Source organism: Pseudomaricurvus sp. ABR4_320 (assembly GCF_056159445.1).
Genome location: NZ_JBSWVF010000004.1, coordinates 304,679 through 322,531 on the forward strand (window position 1 = coordinate 304,679; position 17,853 = coordinate 322,531).

The 17,853-nt window shown below is 50.6% G+C and carries 14 protein-coding genes; 11 read left to right on the forward strand and 3 right to left on the reverse strand.

Annotated elements, in window-relative coordinates; translation table 11 throughout:
• Positions 1–117 precede the first annotated feature (117 nt).
• From lon to ACXAFR_RS10450, 4 genes are all read left to right on the forward strand, one after another.
• Positions 118–2,538, forward strand: a complete 2,421-nt coding sequence (lon, locus tag ACXAFR_RS10435) for an endopeptidase La (RefSeq protein WP_475176411.1) — start codon at positions 118–120, stop codon at positions 2,536–2,538.
• Positions 2,539–2,771: 233 nt separating this feature from the next.
• Positions 2,772–3,044, forward strand: a complete 273-nt coding sequence (locus ACXAFR_RS10440) for an HU family DNA-binding protein (RefSeq protein ID WP_475176413.1) — start codon at positions 2,772–2,774, stop codon at positions 3,042–3,044.
• 204 nt (positions 3,045–3,248) lie between these two features.
• A complete protein-coding gene (locus tag ACXAFR_RS10445) occupies positions 3,249–5,120 on the forward strand; it encodes a SurA N-terminal domain-containing protein (protein WP_475176416.1) in 1,872 nt (623 codons plus the stop codon).
• Positions 5,121–5,368: 248 nt separating this feature from the next.
• Complete coding sequence (locus tag ACXAFR_RS10450; RefSeq protein WP_475176417.1) at positions 5,369–6,802, forward strand: HDOD domain-containing protein; 1,434 nt, start codon at positions 5,369–5,371, stop codon at positions 6,800–6,802.
• An 11-nt stretch (positions 6,803–6,813) separates the two neighbouring features.
• Here ACXAFR_RS10450 and ACXAFR_RS10455 read toward each other — a convergent pair whose 3' ends face one another.
• Both ACXAFR_RS10455 and gloB read right to left on the reverse strand, forming a co-directional pair.
• Entirely contained in the window at positions 6,814–8,364 is a 1,551-nt protein-coding gene (locus tag ACXAFR_RS10455) for a LysM peptidoglycan-binding domain-containing protein (RefSeq protein ID WP_475176418.1), read from the reverse strand.
• A gap of 102 nt (positions 8,365–8,466) precedes the next feature.
• Complete coding sequence (gloB, locus tag ACXAFR_RS10460; protein ID WP_475176421.1) at positions 8,467–9,243, reverse strand: hydroxyacylglutathione hydrolase; 777 nt, start codon at positions 9,241–9,243, stop codon at positions 8,467–8,469.
• 109 nt (positions 9,244–9,352) lie between these two features.
• Between gloB and ACXAFR_RS10465 the strand changes: the two genes are divergently transcribed.
• From ACXAFR_RS10465 to dnaQ, 3 genes are all read left to right on the forward strand, one after another.
• Positions 9,353–10,177 (forward strand): class I SAM-dependent methyltransferase, encoded by an 825-nt coding sequence (locus ACXAFR_RS10465; RefSeq protein WP_475176422.1) that lies wholly within the window; start codon positions 9,353–9,355, stop codon positions 10,175–10,177.
• Between the two features lie 94 nt (positions 10,178–10,271).
• On the forward strand, positions 10,272–10,703 hold the full coding sequence (gene rnhA, locus ACXAFR_RS10470; RefSeq protein WP_475176423.1) for a ribonuclease HI: 432 nt from the start codon (positions 10,272–10,274) through the stop codon (positions 10,701–10,703).
• A gap of 49 nt (positions 10,704–10,752) precedes the next feature.
• Entirely contained in the window at positions 10,753–11,451 is a 699-nt protein-coding gene (gene dnaQ / locus ACXAFR_RS10475; RefSeq protein WP_475176428.1) for a DNA polymerase III subunit epsilon, read from the forward strand.
• Between the two features lie 31 nt (positions 11,452–11,482).
• Here the strand turns inward: dnaQ and nhaB are convergent, their stop codons facing one another.
• On the reverse strand, positions 11,483–12,988 hold the full coding sequence (gene nhaB / locus ACXAFR_RS10480; RefSeq protein ID WP_475176430.1) for a sodium/proton antiporter NhaB: 1,506 nt from the start codon (positions 12,986–12,988) through the stop codon (positions 11,483–11,485).
• 408 nt (positions 12,989–13,396) lie between these two features.
• On the opposite strand from nhaB, the gene ACXAFR_RS10485 reads away from it, so the two are divergent.
• The 4 genes from ACXAFR_RS10485 (at position 13,397) to sohB (ending at position 17,848) form a co-directional block, all read left to right on the forward strand.
• Positions 13,397–15,106: a FimL-related protein gene (locus tag ACXAFR_RS10485; RefSeq protein ID WP_475176432.1), complete on the forward strand. Its 1,710-nt coding sequence runs from the start codon at positions 13,397–13,399 to the stop codon at positions 15,104–15,106.
• Positions 15,107–15,251: 145 nt separating this feature from the next.
• Positions 15,252–16,070, forward strand: a complete 819-nt coding sequence (gene nudC / locus ACXAFR_RS10490) for an NAD(+) diphosphatase (protein WP_475176433.1) — start codon at positions 15,252–15,254, stop codon at positions 16,068–16,070.
• 38 nt (positions 16,071–16,108) lie between these two features.
• Positions 16,109–16,762: a cation/multidrug efflux pump gene (locus ACXAFR_RS10495; RefSeq protein ID WP_475176436.1), complete on the forward strand. Its 654-nt coding sequence runs from the start codon at positions 16,109–16,111 to the stop codon at positions 16,760–16,762.
• A gap of 18 nt (positions 16,763–16,780) precedes the next feature.
• Entirely contained in the window at positions 16,781–17,848 is a 1,068-nt protein-coding gene (gene sohB / locus ACXAFR_RS10500; protein WP_475176438.1) for a protease SohB, read from the forward strand.
• Positions 17,849–17,853 lie beyond the last annotated feature (5 nt).

A 17,853-nucleotide genomic window follows, 5' to 3' on the forward strand; every position in this document is an offset into this window, starting at 1 on the left:
TGGTCTATTGAAAAAGGAAGCTAAGGCTTCCTTTTTTTTATTTCACGGTTTTTCAACGTTGCATTTCTTGCTTGCTGACCCCATTCTTAGTAAAGAATGAACAGTGTAGGTGAAATGATGAGTAAAAATCGCGATGCTTCTACCGCTGCTGACCAGATGCCGCTGTTGCCTTTGCGGGATGTGGTTGTCTATCCACATATGGTCATTCCTCTGTTTGTCGGCCGGGAAAAATCTATACAGGCGTTGGAGCACGCCATGGCTGCAGACAAACAAATCTTGTTGCTGGCACAGAAAAATGCCTCTGATGATGACCCAGGCAGTGACGATCTCTATACCATCGGAACTGTCTCTACGATTTTGCAATTACTGAAACTCCCAGATGGTACCGTGAAGGTGTTGGTCGAGGGGGTGGATCGCGCAAAAGTTGAAGCGATCGATGAAAGCGGAACCCACTTTCGCGCAGATGTCGACATTCTCCAGTCCGACGATATTGAGCCCAAAGAGTCTGAGGCGCTCTTGCGCTCAGCTATGAGCCAGTTTGAGCAGTACGTGAATCTCAGCAAAAAAGTGCCTGCAGAGGTTATGACGTCTCTGTCTGGTATTGATGAGCCGGGCCGGTTGGCCGATACCGTCGCAGCCCATATGTCTCTCGAGTTGGCGCAAAAGCAGGAAATTCTCGAGATGGCTGACATTCGTGAGCGCCTTGAGCATTTGCTGGGACTGATGGAAGCCGAGATCGATCTGTTTCAGGTCGAGAAGCGCATCCGTGGTCGGGTGAAAAAGCAAATGGAGAAAAGCCAGCGCGAGTACTATCTGAATGAGCAAATGAAAGCCATCCAGAAGGAGCTTGGCGAAATTGGCGATGAGCCCAACGAGCTGGAAGAGTTGGAAAACAAGATCGCCGAAGCCAAGATGCCAGAGGAGGCTGAGACCAAAACACGTGCTGAGCTGACCAAGCTTAAAATGATGTCGCCAATGTCGGCTGAGGCGTCAGTGGTGCGGGCTTATATTGATTGGATGATCAATGTGCCCTGGTCTAAACGCAGCAAGGTTAGGCACGATCTGGCTCGTGCAGAGAAGGTCCTGGAAGAAGACCACTATGGTCTCGAAGAAGTTAAAGAGCGGATCCTCGAGTACTTGGCGGTTCAAAAGCGGGTCAAAAAAATTAAAGGACCGGTATTGTGCCTTGTTGGCCCCCCTGGCGTTGGTAAGACGTCTTTAGGTGAGTCTATTGCCCGGGCAACCAATCGTAAATTCATTCGTATGGCCCTGGGGGGCGTACGTGATGAGGCAGAAATTCGTGGTCATAGACGAACTTATATTGGTTCGTTGCCTGGTAAACTGATTCAAAAAATGTCCAAGGTCAAAGTCCGAAACCCTCTCTTTTTGTTGGATGAGGTCGACAAGATGGGCATGGACAACAGGGGTGATCCGGCGTCAGCTTTGTTAGAAGTTTTAGATCCCGAACAGAACAATACCTTCAATGATCATTATCTTGAGGTAGATTACGATCTGTCCGAAGTGATGTTTATTTGTACATCTAATTCGATGAACATCCCCGGCCCGTTGTTGGATCGAATGGAAGTGATTCGGATTCCTGGCTACACCGAGGATGAGAAACTCAAGATTGCCAGCCGCTATTTGATTCCTAAGCAGATGAAAAATAACGGTCTTCAGAAGGATGAATTCTCCGTCTCTGATGACGCGATTCGCGATATCATCCGCTACTACACAAAAGAGGCTGGTGTTCGAGGTTTGGATCGGGAAGTGGCCAAGCTCTGTCGCAAGATCGTTACTCGTCATGTGCGAGACAACAAGATCTCTGCAGATACTGTTGTTCCTGAAATGTTGGAGGATTTCCTGGGCGTTCGTAAGTTCGACTTTGGCGTTGCAGAGGAAGAAAATCAAATTGGTCAGGTAACAGGCCTTGCCTGGACCCAGGTAGGGGGTGAGCTGCTCACGATTGAGTCTTCGGCTGTAAAGGGCAAAGGTCGTATCATCAAAACCGGCTCTCTCGGCGATGTGATGCAGGAATCCATACAAGCTGCGCTGACGGTTGTTCGATCGAGATCTCAAGTTTTAGGAATTGCTCCGGATTTTGTTGATAAGAGTGATATTCATATCCATGTTCCTGAGGGCGCAACGCCAAAAGATGGTCCCAGTGCAGGTATCGCTATGTGTACTACACTGGTATCTATTCTCACGCAGATCCCGGTTAAAGCGGATGTCGCGATGACAGGGGAGATTACTCTGCGGGGAGAAGTTTTGAAGATCGGTGGTCTGAAAGAGAAGTTGCTGGCGGCCCATCGGGGTGGAATCAAGACGGTTTTGATTCCTGCTGACAACGAGCGCGATCTCAAGGAAATTCCTGAGAACATTAAATGTGATCTCAAGATCATCCCCGTTAAGTGGATTGATCAAGTCCTAGAAGTTGCGCTTCAGCATATGCCCAAGCCATTTACCGATGAAGAGTTTCAGGCTCTGCAAGCAGAGGCCGATGGCGATTCTGGCAAATCTACACGTATCAGTACTCACTGATACGTAAGGTAGCGTAAGTTGGCTGGTTGGAATTTGTTCGTTTCGCTCTATATTTGATCTCTGGCCCCGGCCTGTGTGAGGTTTCGTTAAACTGACCTTGACCGGTTATGAGCCACTTGGTATAAATCGCCCTCTCCTGTATCAGGGAGGGCTGGGGATCAAATCTTTAAGCACATTCCTGCAATATCCTTCCGGTTGTTCTTGTATTTTTTCTTTATAAAAAGGGGTTAAGTGTGAATAAATCTGAGCTGATTGAAGCTGTAGCTGCGTCTGCTGATATACCGAAAGCAGCTGCTGGTCGCGCTGTAGATGCGATGGTCGATGCTGTGACCAAAGCGCTGAAGGAAAACGACCAAGTGGTTTTGGTTGGTTTCGGAACCTTTTCCGTAAAAGAGAGAGCGGCTCGCACTGGCCGTAACCCACAGACCGGAGCTCCCATCGAGATTGCTGCGGCTAAAATTCCTAGCTTTAAAGCAGGTAAAGCTCTCAAGGACGCTGTTAACTAATTTTGTTTTTCCCACCCATTAATGCAGTTTATTTTAATCACCAAGCTTGGTGACGGTGGGAATTAAAAAATTAAGCCTCTGGAAGGCACTGAAGGATTAGCATGGAAGGCGCAAACTCTGCGCCTTTTTTCTTCTAGGGGTTTTGCCACTTATGTTGGCAACCTCTTTCATTTGTCTGCTTCTCAGGACTCATACTGACTCGTTATGCTACAGGCTCTCAGAGATAATCTTAAAGGCACCGTTGCGATCATCATTGTTGGATTAATGATCATTCCTTTTGCACTATTTGGGGTGGAATCGCTATTTATGCAGGACTCTGCTTCAGGCAACGTAGCGGAAGTTAACGGAGAACCGATTTCTGAGGCAAAGCTGCAGCGGCAGTTGCAGATGCAGCGCCAGCAGATGCAAGAGCGTTTTGGAGATCAGGTTCCGACAGAGATGTTGTCCGATGAGAGTCTGCGCGGACCGGTTTTGACGCAATTGCAGCAGCGGGAGCTTTTACGCCAGGCGGCACTGGACGGCGGTATGGCCGTCAGTGAAAAAACTCTCGACTCCTTTATTGTCGAAACGCCGCAATTTCAGGTAGACGGTAAATTCAGTCCAGAACTCTATACACAATTGTTGCGCAATGCTGGATTTTCACCGGTAACCTATAAGCAGCAAATGGCGGAAGACATTCTGGTCAGCCAGCATGCAACGGCCATCACCGATACCGGTTTTGCCTTGAAGGCTGATTTGGAGCGCCTGTCTGCGTTAAGCCGCCAAACTCGTTCCTTTGACTACATCGTATTACCTGCGGAGAAAGTTCGAGAGGGGATCGAGCTGTCCGACGACGAAATTCAATCTTACTACGATGATCATGGCCAGGATTTCATGAACCCAGAGCAGGTGTCCGTTGAGTATTTGGAGATAAATCTGGATGATTTGGCGACAACTATTGACGTAGACATCGATGAGATTCGTGCTCAGTACGAGCAGGAAGTGAAAAACTTCCCATCAGGTATCGAACGACACGCGGCCCATATTCTTGTGGAAGATGGTGAAGGTGCGGATCAGAAAATCGCTGAAATTGAAAAAGCCCTTGCCGATGGTGAGGATTTTGCGGAAGTCGCAAAAACACAGTCTGACGACTTCGGTTCTCGGGATTTGGGCGGTGATCTGGGCTATACCGATGGCACTGCATTTCCGCAGCCTTTTGAGGAAGCATTAGCCAATCTTCAACCCGGAGAAGTCTCCGCTCCGGTTAAAACCGATGCCGGTACCCATTTTATTAAGCTGGTGGATACGAAGGAAATGGAGCCTCCGACCTTCGCTGAAGAAGAGGAAACTATTCGCGAGCGGTTGCAGCTAGCTGAGGCAGAATCCCGATATGTGGAATTGCTCGACGAACTGCCGGATGCTACCTACAGTGTCGCCAGTCTGACAGAAGCGGCGGATGAGCTGGGGCTTGAGGTGCATGAGTCCGATTTATTTGGTCGTCAAGGTGGTGACGGCGTATTGGCCGAACCTAAAGTGGTCAGTGCTGCCTTCAGTCGACAGGTGCTCGATGAGGATCTTGCAAGTGACTTGATCGAGCTGAGTGACCGCCACGTCGTCGTTGTTAAAAAGAAAGAATATCGTCCTGCTGAGCCCAAGTCATTGGAGGATTCTCGCGAAGAAATCACAGACCTCCTAACGGCAGAGCGTACTCGTGAGCAGTTAGATAGCGAAATCATTGAAATTAAGAAAGCGGTTACCGATCGCGCTAGCCTAGATGAGGTCGCAGAGGCGCGCGGCTTAGAAGTGAAATCTGCAGATAAAGCGTTGCGTGATGACGCCGAGCTTCCTCCTGGATTGCTAGCGGAAGTATTTGCCGCTCCGCGTCCTGGTGGTGCTCCAGTTGCTGTATCTGCTGAACTGATGGGCGGTGACTTTGGCTTTGCCCTGTTAACGGATGTACAAAAAGGCGAGACACCGGAATTGGACAAGGAACAATTACACGGTATCTTGGAGCGGCTGGGTTCTCAAAACGGAGACGCTGAGCTGGCTGTATACCAAAATTCTCTAAGTGAAGCGGCGGAAATAAAGGTTTACTAGATAACGTTTCGCTGTTGCTGTCCGGGGCTCCGCCAAGGAGCCTCGCTACTATAATTTCCCTCCTGAATACGAAATCCCCCGTTGACGAGCTATTTTGAACTACACTTGTAGGGTGTGGTTGGCAGATAAATCCCTGTTTGATGAATTGCGAACTTGGCGGCCATCATAGGCGTTGCTCGCCCTTGGATTACAGTTTTGCCCCAGATGTTTGAACCCTGATTAGCAGCAAAACAAATAAAACGGCAATAATGACGACTAAAGGTCTTGATGCTTGGGTGGAACGCCTGGGAAAGTCAGAACTGCCGGTCTTGGCGAATGTCGTTCAAGAATTGAACGAGCTGACCGGCGACGATGATGCTGAAGTCAATCAGTTGGCTGACGCGATCTTGAAAGATCCGAACCTGACGTCTCAGGTTCTTAAAATTGCTAACAGCGTTACTTACAACGTTACCAGTTATCCAATAAACACGGTCAGTAGAGCCATCGTAATGATCGGCTTTGAAGGTGTTCGAGCAATTTGTATCGGCGTCATCATGATCGATTCTCTCCTGGGGGGAAATCCCCGCAGTCGGCTCTTGAGTCAGATGGCCCAAGCTTTCCACAGTGCAGTTCAGGCGCGAGCCCTGTGCCGTAAAACCAATGCCGCTGTCCAAGAGGAAGTTTTCGTTGCCAGCTTGCTTTATCACCTTGGCGAAATGGCTTTTTGGAGTTCGGGAGGAGATACGGCTGACGAGTTTGATGCCCGCCTCGATAAGGGGAATGAAGACCCCAAAGTGATTGCGGATCAGCTGCTAGGCTGCACGTTTAAATCCTTGACCAAGTCGTTAGCGCAACTTTGGAAGCTTGGGGGAACTCTCGAGCAGGCATTGTATCCCCCGAAAAAACCGTCTGAAAAAGTGGTTGCTGTGTGTCTGGGCGAGGAGGTCAGCCAGGCGGCGCTGGAGGGATGGAAATCTCAAAGAATGACATCGGTTATCGGTAAGGTTGCACACTACACCGGCCAAAGTGTTGCAGAAACACGTAAAGCACTGGAAGAGGCTGCGGAGGAGGCTGCGACCTTTGCATTGACCTACGGTGCCCCACAGATCTGTCCGCTGATTCCGAGCAGCACTCAGGAGGAGCGTGATGAGGTGGAGAAAACACCAGAAAAACCTCTTCAGGCCAATCATGAAGTGCAATTAAACGTATTGCGTGATCTCTCAAATGCCATTGCAGATCGATTGGATGTGAATACAGTGCTGCAAATGGTCTTGGAGGGGCTGCATCGTGGTGTTGGACTGGAGAGGGTGGTGTTGGGGTTTGTGCAGAAGAATCGAGTCTCAGCGAAGTTTATCCTGGGGAGCGGGACAGACGCGTGGCGCGACCGGTTTGACTTTAGCTGTGGGAGTCGCAGTCAGAATTTTTTTGCACGCACGATTGAAAGCCGTGAGCCCCAGTGGATAAATCCTGAGATGCTCGAGCAGTCTCCAAGGCTATGTCCTCAGGAGATTACTAAGGTTACCGGAGGCTTGCCTTGCTTCGTTTCTGGAATTCACTTACGTGAGCGCTGTATAGCCGTCTTTTATGCAGATCGCTGGACTCTGGGAGGGGACTTGCGCGAGGATCAGTTCCTCAGCTTTCGTCACTTCATGATTCAAACAGAAATGTGTTTGCGCTCTATTGCTGAGCAGCGCAAACGCTAATGGTTCTGCAATTAAAGACTGCTCACTTGAGTGACGTCCACGTAAAGTGTCAGTCTTTGGCCCGGGTGGATATATTCAGATTTCTCGATAGGATTCCAGCGAACAATGTCGTTTACCGATAAGTTGAAGCGTCCTGCGATGCGAGCCAAAGAATCGCCATTGCGTACTTTATAGGCAACTTTTCGAATGACAGGTTTGCCGTTGGCGGCTCGATTTGGCCCGCCCTCTGGACTGGTCCAGATCACCAGTTTCTGTCTCGGCCGTAGAGTGTCCTTGGGGGCCATTCCATTCCACCGGGTCAGCTCGCTGACTTTCACATTGTATTGTTTGGCGATGCTCCAGAAGGAGTCGCCGGATTTGACGGAATATTCAATGCGCTGATTCGAATCGCTTGCGCCAAGTGCCTGCTTTCTTGCTAGGCGCTGGTCTTGGCTGTTAACGTAAAAATCGGCTGGTTGACTGGCTTTCGCGATCAATAGGATTTGGCCTGGGCGTATTATGTTGCCGCGGATAGCATTGTTGTGGCGCAGGGCTTCCGCAGTCGTGCCAAATTTGTTGGCAATTTTAATCAGTGAATCTCCAGACTTAACTTTGTAGCTTTCCCATATGACACGGTCATCTCCAAGCATCGCTAAGCGTTCGCGAAAGGTATTCGCGTGTTCCTTTGGAATGACCAGTCGATGTGGGCCGGTGGGGTCCGTTGCCCAGCGGTTGTAGCCCGCGTTAAGTTGGTAGAGCTCCTTAATGGGAATATCGGCCATGTTGGCCGCTTGGGCGAGATCAATTTGAGACAGGGTGTCGACGATATCAAAATAAGGCGTATTGGGAATTGGGGTCAGTTTAGCGTCGTATTTTTCTGGCTCTCGCACCATGCGGCTAAGCGCCAACAGTTGCGGAACATAGTTGCGTGTTTCTCTGGGTAGGTTGAGCGACCAGAAATCCAGAGGTTTGCCACGACGTTTGTTCGCTCGACGGGCTTTACGAACATTACCTTCACCCGAATTGTAAGCGGCCAATGCTAACAACCAGTCGTTGTCCAGGCGATCGTGCAAGTCGGTTAAAAAATCCAAAGCAGCTTCGGTTGCGGCAATTGCGTCACGGCGACCGTCATACCACCAGTTTTGCTTGAGGCCATACTGGAGACCCGTGCCTGGGATGAACTGCCACATACCTGCGGCACTTCCATGGGAATAGGCGAAAGGATCAAACGCGCTTTCAACAATGGGTAAAAGAGCGATTTCCAACGGCATATCGCGTTTTTCCAGTTCTTCAACGATGTGATAAAGAAATGGGCGTGCCCTGGTTGTGACTCTTGGTAAATAACCGGGTAGCCGTTGATAGGATTTGACGTAGACATCGACTTTGGTGTTGTCCAGCTCGGTCAACTGAAAACCAGCTCGGATGCGGTCCCACAGGTCGTCACTGGCTGAAATTTGTGTGGTGTCCTGGGCTTCCTCTACACAGACTCCGGATTCTGCGGATGATGATTTTCCGGATATACAGGCGCCCGCGCTAAAGGAGCAGCTGAGCAGCAAAAGCAACAGAGTGCGAGTCAATTTCATTCGGAAAAGGTTTCCCTGTAAGGTGTTTCTAGACGATGGTTTCCTGTAATGGCTAGCCCGGCTATTAGGCTGCGCGATGCGATCTACGTCCTATTATTGCATTCAGAAATCATCTTTCCAGCGCCGCAATGCAGCAAAAACATCATAAGGTTGATCGAGCTTTACACCAGTGTAGTCTTCGGCTGAAGACCGGACTGTGAGTTGATTCACACGAAGGAATGGGTTGGTGGCTAACTCGTCACGTATTAAAGAAGGTACTGAGGGTGTGTCGGTTGAACGCAGTTCATTAATTTTGGTAATGCGTGCCTGCACCTCTGGACTGTCCTGCTCAACTGCAGCGGCGAATTTCAGATTGGCTGCAGTATACTCATGGGCGCAATATACGCGAGTATTCGGTGGAAGATCGGCGAGGCGCCGTAAGCTTTGATGCATTTGCTTGGGATTTCCTTCAAACATTCTTCCGCAGCCACCAGCAAACAGAGTATCGCCGCAAAATAGCACCGACGCCGCCGCTGAGTAGTAAGCGATGTGGTCCAAGGTGTGGCCGGGTACACAAAGCACCTCAAAGTGAATGTTTGAATCTGGTAACTGCAGTTGGTCACCGTCATTGAGATGATGAGTGACTTGGGGGATTTTTGCTGAGCGGGGGCCGAAAACAGGGATATTTCTGTGTTCGATTAACGCTTCTATGCCGCCGGTGTGATCTTTATGGTGGTGAGTGATTAAGATGCCTCTCAGGTCAAGCTGTAAACGTCGAAGGGCAGCTTCAACCGGTGTGGCGTCTCCGGGGTCCACCACAAATGCAGTCGTGGAGTCCCTCTCATGGAGCAGCCAGAGGTAGTTGTCAGAAAATGCAGGTATCGGCAGGATTGTCAGCATAGTTCACTTGATTTTCGCTTTCCGACTATCATACCCAACAAGCTCGCCAAAGCCTATCCACTGGCCGTGGTTTGGCTATAATTGAGCCTTCTGCCAGAGGAATGAAGCTATGGCTTTTCTAAGTTCAGTGAACAGATTGTTGAAAGCGGCGGTTCATCACAAGCGTCCTAAGTCGTTAGATGTGTCTCTGGCGGAACTGCACGAATGGTCTGAAACTCCGATGGGCAAGGCGGTACTACAGGAACAGGCAGAGCAATTGCAGGACATTCTTGGCGACCTGTTCGGCTACCATATGTTGGAATTGAGCAGTTTGCGCAAGGGAGCGATGCAAACCAGTACCCGCATCGGACACACCTTTCGTATGAGCCCGACACAAGGTTTCGGTGCAGAAGGCGTGGCGGAATTCGATCAGCTGCCACTGCCTGATGATTCGATCGATGTGGTTCTGCTGCATCACCTCTTGGAATTTACATCGAATCCCCATCAGGTCTTGCGTGAGGCCAGCCGAGTGTTGATCCCAAGGGGTTATGTCGTCATCGTTGGTTTTAATCCCTACAGCTTGCAAGGTATGTGTAAGTTTGTTGCTCAGTGGTTTAGCCGTAAAGCATTTTGGCGGCGCCATTCTCTGCGGCCCGCTCGCCTGGTGGATTGGTTACAAGTGTTGGATTGTGAGTTGGTGTCTCTGCAAAGAGGGTTTTATCGACCACCTTTAAACAGTGAGCGACTCCTGTCTGCCTGCAGCCCTCTTGAAAAGCTTGGACGCTCACTTGGCTTACCCCTTGGCGGGTATTATGTGTTGCTGGCCCGTAAGGACTGTCTCACTTTGACGCCGATAAAGCCCGTATGGAGCAAGCTCAATCCCGTGGCGGGATTGGTCATGGGAGAGCCGGCGCCAAGAGTCAGTCAATGCAGTCGAAGAGATAAACTTCACTAAAATCCGCCGCCTTCCTGGTTTACATAATTCTTCTTTGAGAAGACGTTCCTATGATGTTAGGTTGCGCGGCCATTTATTCAATTAGAAAAAATTTATGGCAGTAATAGAGTTGTATACAGATGGTGCCTGTAAAGGTAACCCTGGACCCGGAGGTTGGGGGGTTCTGATGCGTGCAGGTCAGCATGAGAAAACCTTGTGGGGGGGTGAAAAAAATACCACCAATAACCGAATGGAATTGATGGCAGCCATTGAAGGGCTGAAAGCGTTGAAAAAACCGTGTGAGGTGGTTTTGACGACGGATTCCCAATATGTGCGTAAGGGGATTACCGAATGGATGACAGGCTGGAAAAAGAACGGTTGGAAAACCTCAGCCAAGAAACCCGTTAAAAACGATGACTTGTGGAAAGCTTTGGACGCTGAAGCTGCCAAGCATAAAATCGATTGGCGCTGGGTTAAGGGACATTCCGGGCATCCGGAAAACGAAATGGCAGATGCTCTCGCCAATCGGGGTATTGAGGAATTATGACGATTGACAGCAGTCTGTCGCCAGTTTCACTAGGGGGGAGTAAGGCTATATGAGAACGATAGTACTGGATACAGAAACGACTGGCCTAGAACCGTCTCAAGGCCATCGTATTATCGAAATTGGTTGTGTTGAGCTTGTCAATCGCCGCTTGACGGGACGGCACTATCATCAATACATCAACCCGCAGCGAGAAGTCGAAGAAGAGGCCATTGCGGTTCACGGGATTACCAATGAATTTCTCGCGGACAAGCCGGTATTCCATCAAATTGCCGAAGAGTTCCGGGAGTTTGTCGACGGCGCAACCCTGGTTATTCACAACGCACCGTTTGACGTCGGGTTTATCAATCATGAATTCTCGATGTTGCGTCCGAAGCTGCCGGGAATCGATACCCGTTGTCAGATTATTGATTCCTTGCAGATGGCGAGGCAGAAACATCCGGGCCAGAAAAACAATCTTGATGCTCTGTGCAAGCGGTACGGCGTTGACAACTCCCAACGGGATCTTCACGGAGCATTGCTCGACTCGGAAATTCTAGCCGACGTCTATCTGCTGATGACGGGCGGTCAAACGCGCTTGTCGCTAGGCAGTGGAGAAGCCGAATCTGACTCAGATAATGAAGTGGTTGGAGGTATTCGGCGCTTGGCCGAGAGAGCGAAAATTCCGGTGATTCGCGCGAATTCAGAAGAGTTGGGAAGACATGAAGAGCGATTGAATGCGCTCGGGGAAGGCTGTCTCTGGCGGCGCTGAACACCGCCAGAGGCATACGGATTGTTGCGGGTTAGAGTAAGAAAGCCACCAAGACTAAGCCGATTCCCCCCAAGACGATCGTGTAGGGGAGTGCCATGATCACCATGCGTCCGTAGGACAGCCGAATTAGCGGCGCCAATGCGGACGTCAACAGGAACAAAAATGCGGCCTGTCCATTAGGGGTTGCAACACTGGGCAGGTTGGTTCCCGTATTGATGGCCACTGCTAAGTGATTGAAGTGCTCCAAGTCAATGGTGCCCGCGTCGAAGGCTGCACGAACTTCATTAATGTAAACCGTTGCCACAAACACGTTATCACTGATCATCGACAGTATGCCGTTTGCCAGGAAGAACATGGCCGGCTGAATACCTTTGTCCATGGCCAGCACGGCATCAATGATCGGGGTGAAAAGGTGCTGGTCGTGGATAACGGCAACGATGGCAAAGAAAACGACGAGCAAAGCGGTAAAGGGCAGTGCTTCTTCAAAAGCATGGCCAATTTGATGCTCTTCGATAACCCCGTTAAATGCCGTCAGCAATACGATAACCATCAGGCCAATCAAGCCGACTTCTGCGAGATGGAACGCTAGAGCGATAACTAAAAATAGGGCGACGATACCTTGAACGATAAGCTGTATGGTGTCCGTCGGTTGGCGCTTTGCCTCCTGCTGAGAGGCGAACTCCTCCAATACCAGGCGCACTGTGTCAGGAAGTTGTGCTCCGTATCCGAACAGTTTGAACTTCTCCAGGGCGACGCAGGTGAGCAGTCCGCAGATAAAAACCGGGATGGTGATTGGCGCCATAACCAGGAAAAACTCGACAAATTCCCAATCGGCCCGCTCGGCAATCAGAAGGTTCTGAGGTTCTCCAACCATGGTGCAGACGCCGCCGAGTGCGGTGCCCACGGCGCCATGCATGACCAGACTGCGCAAAAATGCCCGAAAAGCATCAAGGTCTTCACGATGGTAGGTCAGAACTTTACCGTCATCCGAGTGGTCGTGAGATTCAACATGAACTTCGCCGCCAGAGGCCACTTTATGGTAAACGGCATAGAAGCCGACGGCGACGCTGATCAGTACAGCCGTGACGGTCAGCGCATCTAAAAAGGCCGACAGGATGGCGGCAACAATCGCAAACAGCACCGACAAGACGATTTTAGAGCGAATGCCTATCAGTAATTTGGTAAATACATGCAGTAACAGGGATTTCATAAAGTAGATCCCTGCAACCATGAAGACCAACAGTAGAATGACTTCCAAGTTGCCTTCGACTTCGTGGTATACCGTCTCGGTACTGGTCATTCCCAGCAGTACGGCCTCAATGGCCAGAAGGCCTCCAGGCTGAAGCGGGTAGCACTTTAATGCCATTGCGAGTGTAAAAATGAATTCGCCGATCAATAGCCAGCCAGTTACAAAAGGCCCGGCGACCAGCAAAATGAGGGGATTTAAAACCAAAAATGCCAGAATGGTTTTCTTATACCAGTCAGGCGCTGGGCCAAGAAAATTGGCAACAAATGCCTGTGTCGTAGAAAGCGCCATGCTTACTCCCTTGCTCAAAGCGGTATTTTCTAATTCAATTTTGGGTATTCACTGCTTGTGGCAATGATAGAGTTGCGACATTCCTGTTTAGACCGATGTTTCCGAAATTGCTGAATAATTGTTCAAACTAGTAGCATTAGTAGAAAAATCAAGCAAATAACGGACAGTTTTGCAACGATTTCTAGCCCCGCGAAATTATAACCACAGACCTCATCCTAGAGTCTATATTTGATAATGGCGGCTTAAGATTCGTGTTGTCACCTGTGATATCCGGCTAGTTCTTAATGCCGGTGTTCGGAGGGTGGCGATCGAGTTCGCAATGCCAACGACGGTTAAGTCGTTCGGCAGCTTATCAAGCCTGACGACAATGGCAATGACTGGTTCATAAATTCAGGAAGGTTCTGTTCCGTGGTCACAACTGAAGAGATTAATGTTTCCTCATTGAAGATGGTGCAAGAGGAGTTGGCTGGCAGTATCAGTCGAGCGATGACTCGTCTCGAGCAAGTGGTAGGGGATCAGGAAAACAAGGAGCTGATCGTCGAAGTCGCTGAGGAAATCCAGCAGATTGCTGGCACCTTTCAGATGGTACAACTCCATGGCGCCGACATGCTCGCTCGGGAAGTGGCGGACTGGCTGCGAGATCCTGTTGCAGAAAAACTGTCGGAGGATGATCATCTGGCGGGGCATGTGATACAGGGGCTATTCGTTCTTTCGCACTATCTGGAGCTGGTGCAGCGCCGCCGCCGAGGCCAGCCGGTCTTGTTGTTACCCTTTATCAACGATCTCCGTCAGGATCGCCGTCTGGCTCCTATAGCCGAATCGGCCTTTTACCGGGTGCCTTTGACGGAGGTCTCTGCTCCGCCAAGCGCTAACGATGAAACCCAGGAATACTCAGAGTTGATGTCTGTGGCCAGCCGCTTGCGACACATGTATCAGGTGGGGTTGCTAGCCCTGCTACAGGGAAAGCAGGTCCGCAGCTCTCTGGTGCTCATGCAGCGAGCCATGGATCGAATCACCCGTTTGCTAAGTGGCAGACCACCTGCTGGCGTCTTTTACGCCGCGGGAACTGCGCTGGAGGCTCTGCGTGCGGATGGAATGGAGATGACTCGGGCGCGTAAGCTTGTCTTATCGTCGTTCGATCGGCAGTTTCGTGCTCTCTGCAAAAGTGATGAGGCCTCGCTCGCGTTGGCAGCAGACGTGGAGTTGGTCCGACCCAGTCTCTACTTGGCGGCGCTGGCGGATAAATCCAGTGCTCGAATCTCGGGGCTGCTTGAGTCTTATAAGTTGGCACCTCTGGATTACTGTGATCGAGATTTACAAGAACAAGCGCAGCGTTTAATGGGGCCGGGGGCCGACACAGTGGCGTCGGTTGCTACGGTGCTGCAAGAAGAAATGCTCGGCATCAAAGAATTGCTGGAACGAATCTCTGAAGCCTCCTCAGAGAGTGACCAGGAGCAGGCTGAAGTTGCATCTGGCCTAGGCAAGCTGGCGGATATTCTGGCAATGGTAGGCCTGTCTGCTCCCAGCGAATCCTTGCGGGAAGAGCAGGCCAAGATTAGAGCGTTGGAAGGAACCGGCAATCGACTGTCGTTGATGGATATTGCCGATGCGTTGCTCTATGTCGAGGGAACCTTGTCGGGACTGGAGGGGCTGAATTTGTCCAGCGAGCAGCTGCAACAGCTGAACAATCGCAGTCGTACAGAAATCATTGCGTCATCGCAACTTGCCTCAGCGGAGCTGGTCTTAATTCAAGAGGCCGAGGCTGGGCTGACATCGATCAAGCAGTCGTTGGGTAATTACGCTGAGCTGGAATACGATAACTCCCAAATCGGCGAGTTGGCAGAGCAGCTGTCTCCGGTTCGAGGCGCGTTTCTGGTTCTTGGACTGCCGCGCGCAGCGGCAATCGTGCAAGCCTGTGAACGCTTTATTGACGAAGGCTTAATGGCCAGTGATCCTCCGGCAGCCTTACCACAGTTACTGGAAACCTTCGCCGATGCTGTGATCGGTTTGGAATACTATCTGGATGCATTGAAAACGGAAAAAGATTGTGACGATTCCGTACTGTCGTTTGCAGAAGAAAGCTTGCAGGCGCTGGGGTTTGGCGTACAGGCCGCGTGACCGGTGGCGATATTCTGTGCACCTTCAATTTGAGCCTGCTGTACGCTGTGACTGATTGAGACCATCTTGTGTGGCTCTTGAATCCAATCCTACCGTTGCATTACTGTGCGTGCTTTAAGGTGTAAGCTCTGCACAGCAACGGGTTATGGAGAAAGCTTTGTTTCGCTTGGATTTTCAAACTGCCGACAACCTATCTGGCGGGATCGTCGTGCCGGTTTCCAAAGGCCGGCTTCTACTCTCTGAGCAAGGTTGGTCGCCCTTCAGTGTCTCTGAGTGGGGCTCTCTTGGCGGATCATTAAATCGAGCTCAGCACTGTATTGGTCACTATCGCGACCAGCCGTGTATTGCTGTCGAAGTTGACCAGGATTTTCAGTTGGCGGGTTATGAGTGGGGTAGCTTGCGCTCGGTGCTGACACATCTGGACGAAAGCCTCTATCAGATGGCCGCCCGGGCATTGCAGATTGTCCATTGGCATCTGGATCACCAGTTCTGTGGTCGCTGCGGAAAGGCAACCGAAGTACATCGCGATGAAATGGCCAAATGGTGTTCTCACTGTGATCGGCTTTTCTATCCACGTTTATCGCCCTGTGTCATTATGCTGGTGGTCAACGGGGATCACTGCTTGCTAGCCCACAATGCTCGCTTTCCGGAGGGAGTCTACAGCACTTTGGCAGGGTTTATCGAACCCGGAGAGACCATCGAAATGGCTCTTCGTCGCGAGGTGCATGAAGAGGTTGGGGTAATCGTAGATTCGCCAACTTACTTCGGCAGCCAATCGTGGCCGTTTCCGGATCAGCTTATGATTGGTTTTTATGCGCAATATCAGTCGGGTGATATACGTGTCGACGGTGTCGAAATCGATCATGCCAACTGGTATCGCTACGATGAACTTCCATTGATTCCTCCGCCACACACGATAGCCGGCCGTTTGATCAACGAGTTCGTCAATCGTTTCCGAACATGATTCCTGTTAATACTGTCAGTATGATGTCGAGGTGATCGTTGGGTTATCCGCTAATTGCCGGTATCTTACTGTTAGTCAGTTTGCTGCTATTACTGGGGGCAGGTAGAACCCTTCTCAAAGGGCGCTGGCTGTTTCTGTGGTTGCGAGGCTCCTCGGGAATCCTCTTACTTGGCGGCTCGATTTTACTCGGCGGTATCGCCTGGGATCTGCTCAGCTACCGTGAGTTGCTGGATGAAGAGCCTTTAGCCCGAGTCAGCTTCCGCCAATTGGGCGATCAGTCCTATCTGGCTACGGTAACCGAAACCAATGGCGACGCGCATAACTTTGAGTTGTCGGGTGATCAATGGATGGTGGATGCCCGAATCTTTAAATGGAAGGGCTGGGTCGCCAGGCTAGGTGTAAAGCCAGGTTATCGATTGGAACGTATTTCTGGTCGGTACAGTCTGTTAGAGCATGAGCGTCAGCGACCGCGATCTGTGTATGCCATTGCCGAGGGAAAGGCGCCTGTGGATATCTGGCGATGGGCTCACGACACAGAGAAAAGTGTTTCCTGGCTCGATGCCACTTATGGTAACGCTGTTTATGCACCGATGGCAGATGGGGCGGATTTTGACGTGTACCTGACGCATTTCGGCTTACTTGCAAGACCTGTTAATTCGCCGGCGGCACAAGCATTGCGCCATTGGCCTTGATCTATTTCTGGAGGAATTTTGGAATTTCTGTTTAGTTACGGCCTGTTTTTGGCTAAAGCCCTCACGGTGATTGTGGCCGTTGGTGTTGTCATGGCGTTAATCGTTGCCTTTGGTCAGCGCCAACGAGGCCAAGACAAGGGGCATCTCGAAGTGGTGCAGCTCAATGAGAAATTTGAAGGCTTGGAAGATGCCATGAAAGGGGCGGTGCTCGACCCGGAAGTGATCAAGCACGAGCGTAAGCAGCAGCAAAAAACGCGTAAAGCCGAGCAAAAGCAGAAGAAAAAAGCAGCGAAAAAAGGCAAGGCTGACGACTCCGAGCAGGAACGTCCGCGTGTGTTTGTGCTGGATTTTGATGGTGATATTCGGGCGTCTGCGGTTGCCAGTTTACGCGAAGAAATCAGTGCGGTTTTGACGATGGCTCGCTCGGGAGACGAAGTCGTGGTTCGTCTCGAAAGTGGCGGAGGCCTTGTTCACAGTTACGGATTGGCGTCGAGCCAATTGGATCGTATCAAAAAACACAATATTCCCCTGACGGTTTGTGTAGATAAAGTCGCCGCTAGTGGTGGTTACATGATGGCCTGTGTCGCGGACCGAATTGTCGCAGCGCCTTTTGCGATTCTCGGGTCTATTGGTGTCGTTGCTCAGATGCCGAATTTCCACCGACTTTTAAAACAACACAACATTGATTTTGAACTACTGACGGCGGGCGAGCACAAACGGACGCTCACGGTATTCGGTGAAAACACCGACAGTGGGCGGCAGAAATTTATCGAAGATTTGGAAGATACCCACGAGCTGTTTAAATCGTTCGTGACGGAACATCGACCGGTGGTGGAAATTGCGTCTGTAGCGACGGGAGAAGTCTGGTTCGGTCGCCGTGCTCTTGAGCAAAAACTGGTCGATGAGCTAAAAACCAGTGATGAATATTTGGTCGATATGATCGCAAAAGCGGATGTCTATGAAGTCAGTTATGTCTTCAAGAAAAACCTACAAGAAAGGCTGGGAATCGCCGCTGAAACGGCCAGTGATCGAGTGATAACCCGCCTCTGGGAGCGTCTGCAAAGCAGTCGCTGGTTTGTTGGTTAAGCTCG

What these genes read in the sequence shown, in the direction of transcription:
- lon (WP_475176411.1), top strand. Translation starts at nt 118, where the DNA reads ATGAGTAAAAATCGCGATGCTTCTACCGCTGCTGACCAGATGCCGCTG.
- ACXAFR_RS10445 (WP_475176416.1), top strand. Translation starts at nt 3,249, where the DNA reads ATGCTACAGGCTCTCAGAGATAATCTTAAAGGCACCGTTGCGATCATC.
- ACXAFR_RS10450 (WP_475176417.1), top strand. Translation starts at nt 5,369, where the DNA reads ATGACGACTAAAGGTCTTGATGCTTGGGTGGAACGCCTGGGAAAGTCA.
- ACXAFR_RS10455 (WP_475176418.1), bottom strand. Translation starts at nt 8,364, where the DNA reads ATGAAATTGACTCGCACTCTGTTGCTTTTGCTGCTCAGCTGCTCCTTT.
- gloB (WP_475176421.1), bottom strand. Translation starts at nt 9,243, where the DNA reads ATGCTGACAATCCTGCCGATACCTGCATTTTCTGACAACTACCTCTGG.
- ACXAFR_RS10465 (WP_475176422.1), top strand. Translation starts at nt 9,353, where the DNA reads ATGGCTTTTCTAAGTTCAGTGAACAGATTGTTGAAAGCGGCGGTTCAT.
- rnhA (WP_475176423.1), top strand. Translation starts at nt 10,272, where the DNA reads ATGGCAGTAATAGAGTTGTATACAGATGGTGCCTGTAAAGGTAACCCT.
- dnaQ (WP_475176428.1), top strand. Translation starts at nt 10,753, where the DNA reads ATGAGAACGATAGTACTGGATACAGAAACGACTGGCCTAGAACCGTCT.
- nhaB (WP_475176430.1), bottom strand. Translation starts at nt 12,988, where the DNA reads ATGGCGCTTTCTACGACACAGGCATTTGTTGCCAATTTTCTTGGCCCA.
- nudC (WP_475176433.1), top strand. Translation starts at nt 15,252, where the DNA reads ATGGAGAAAGCTTTGTTTCGCTTGGATTTTCAAACTGCCGACAACCTA.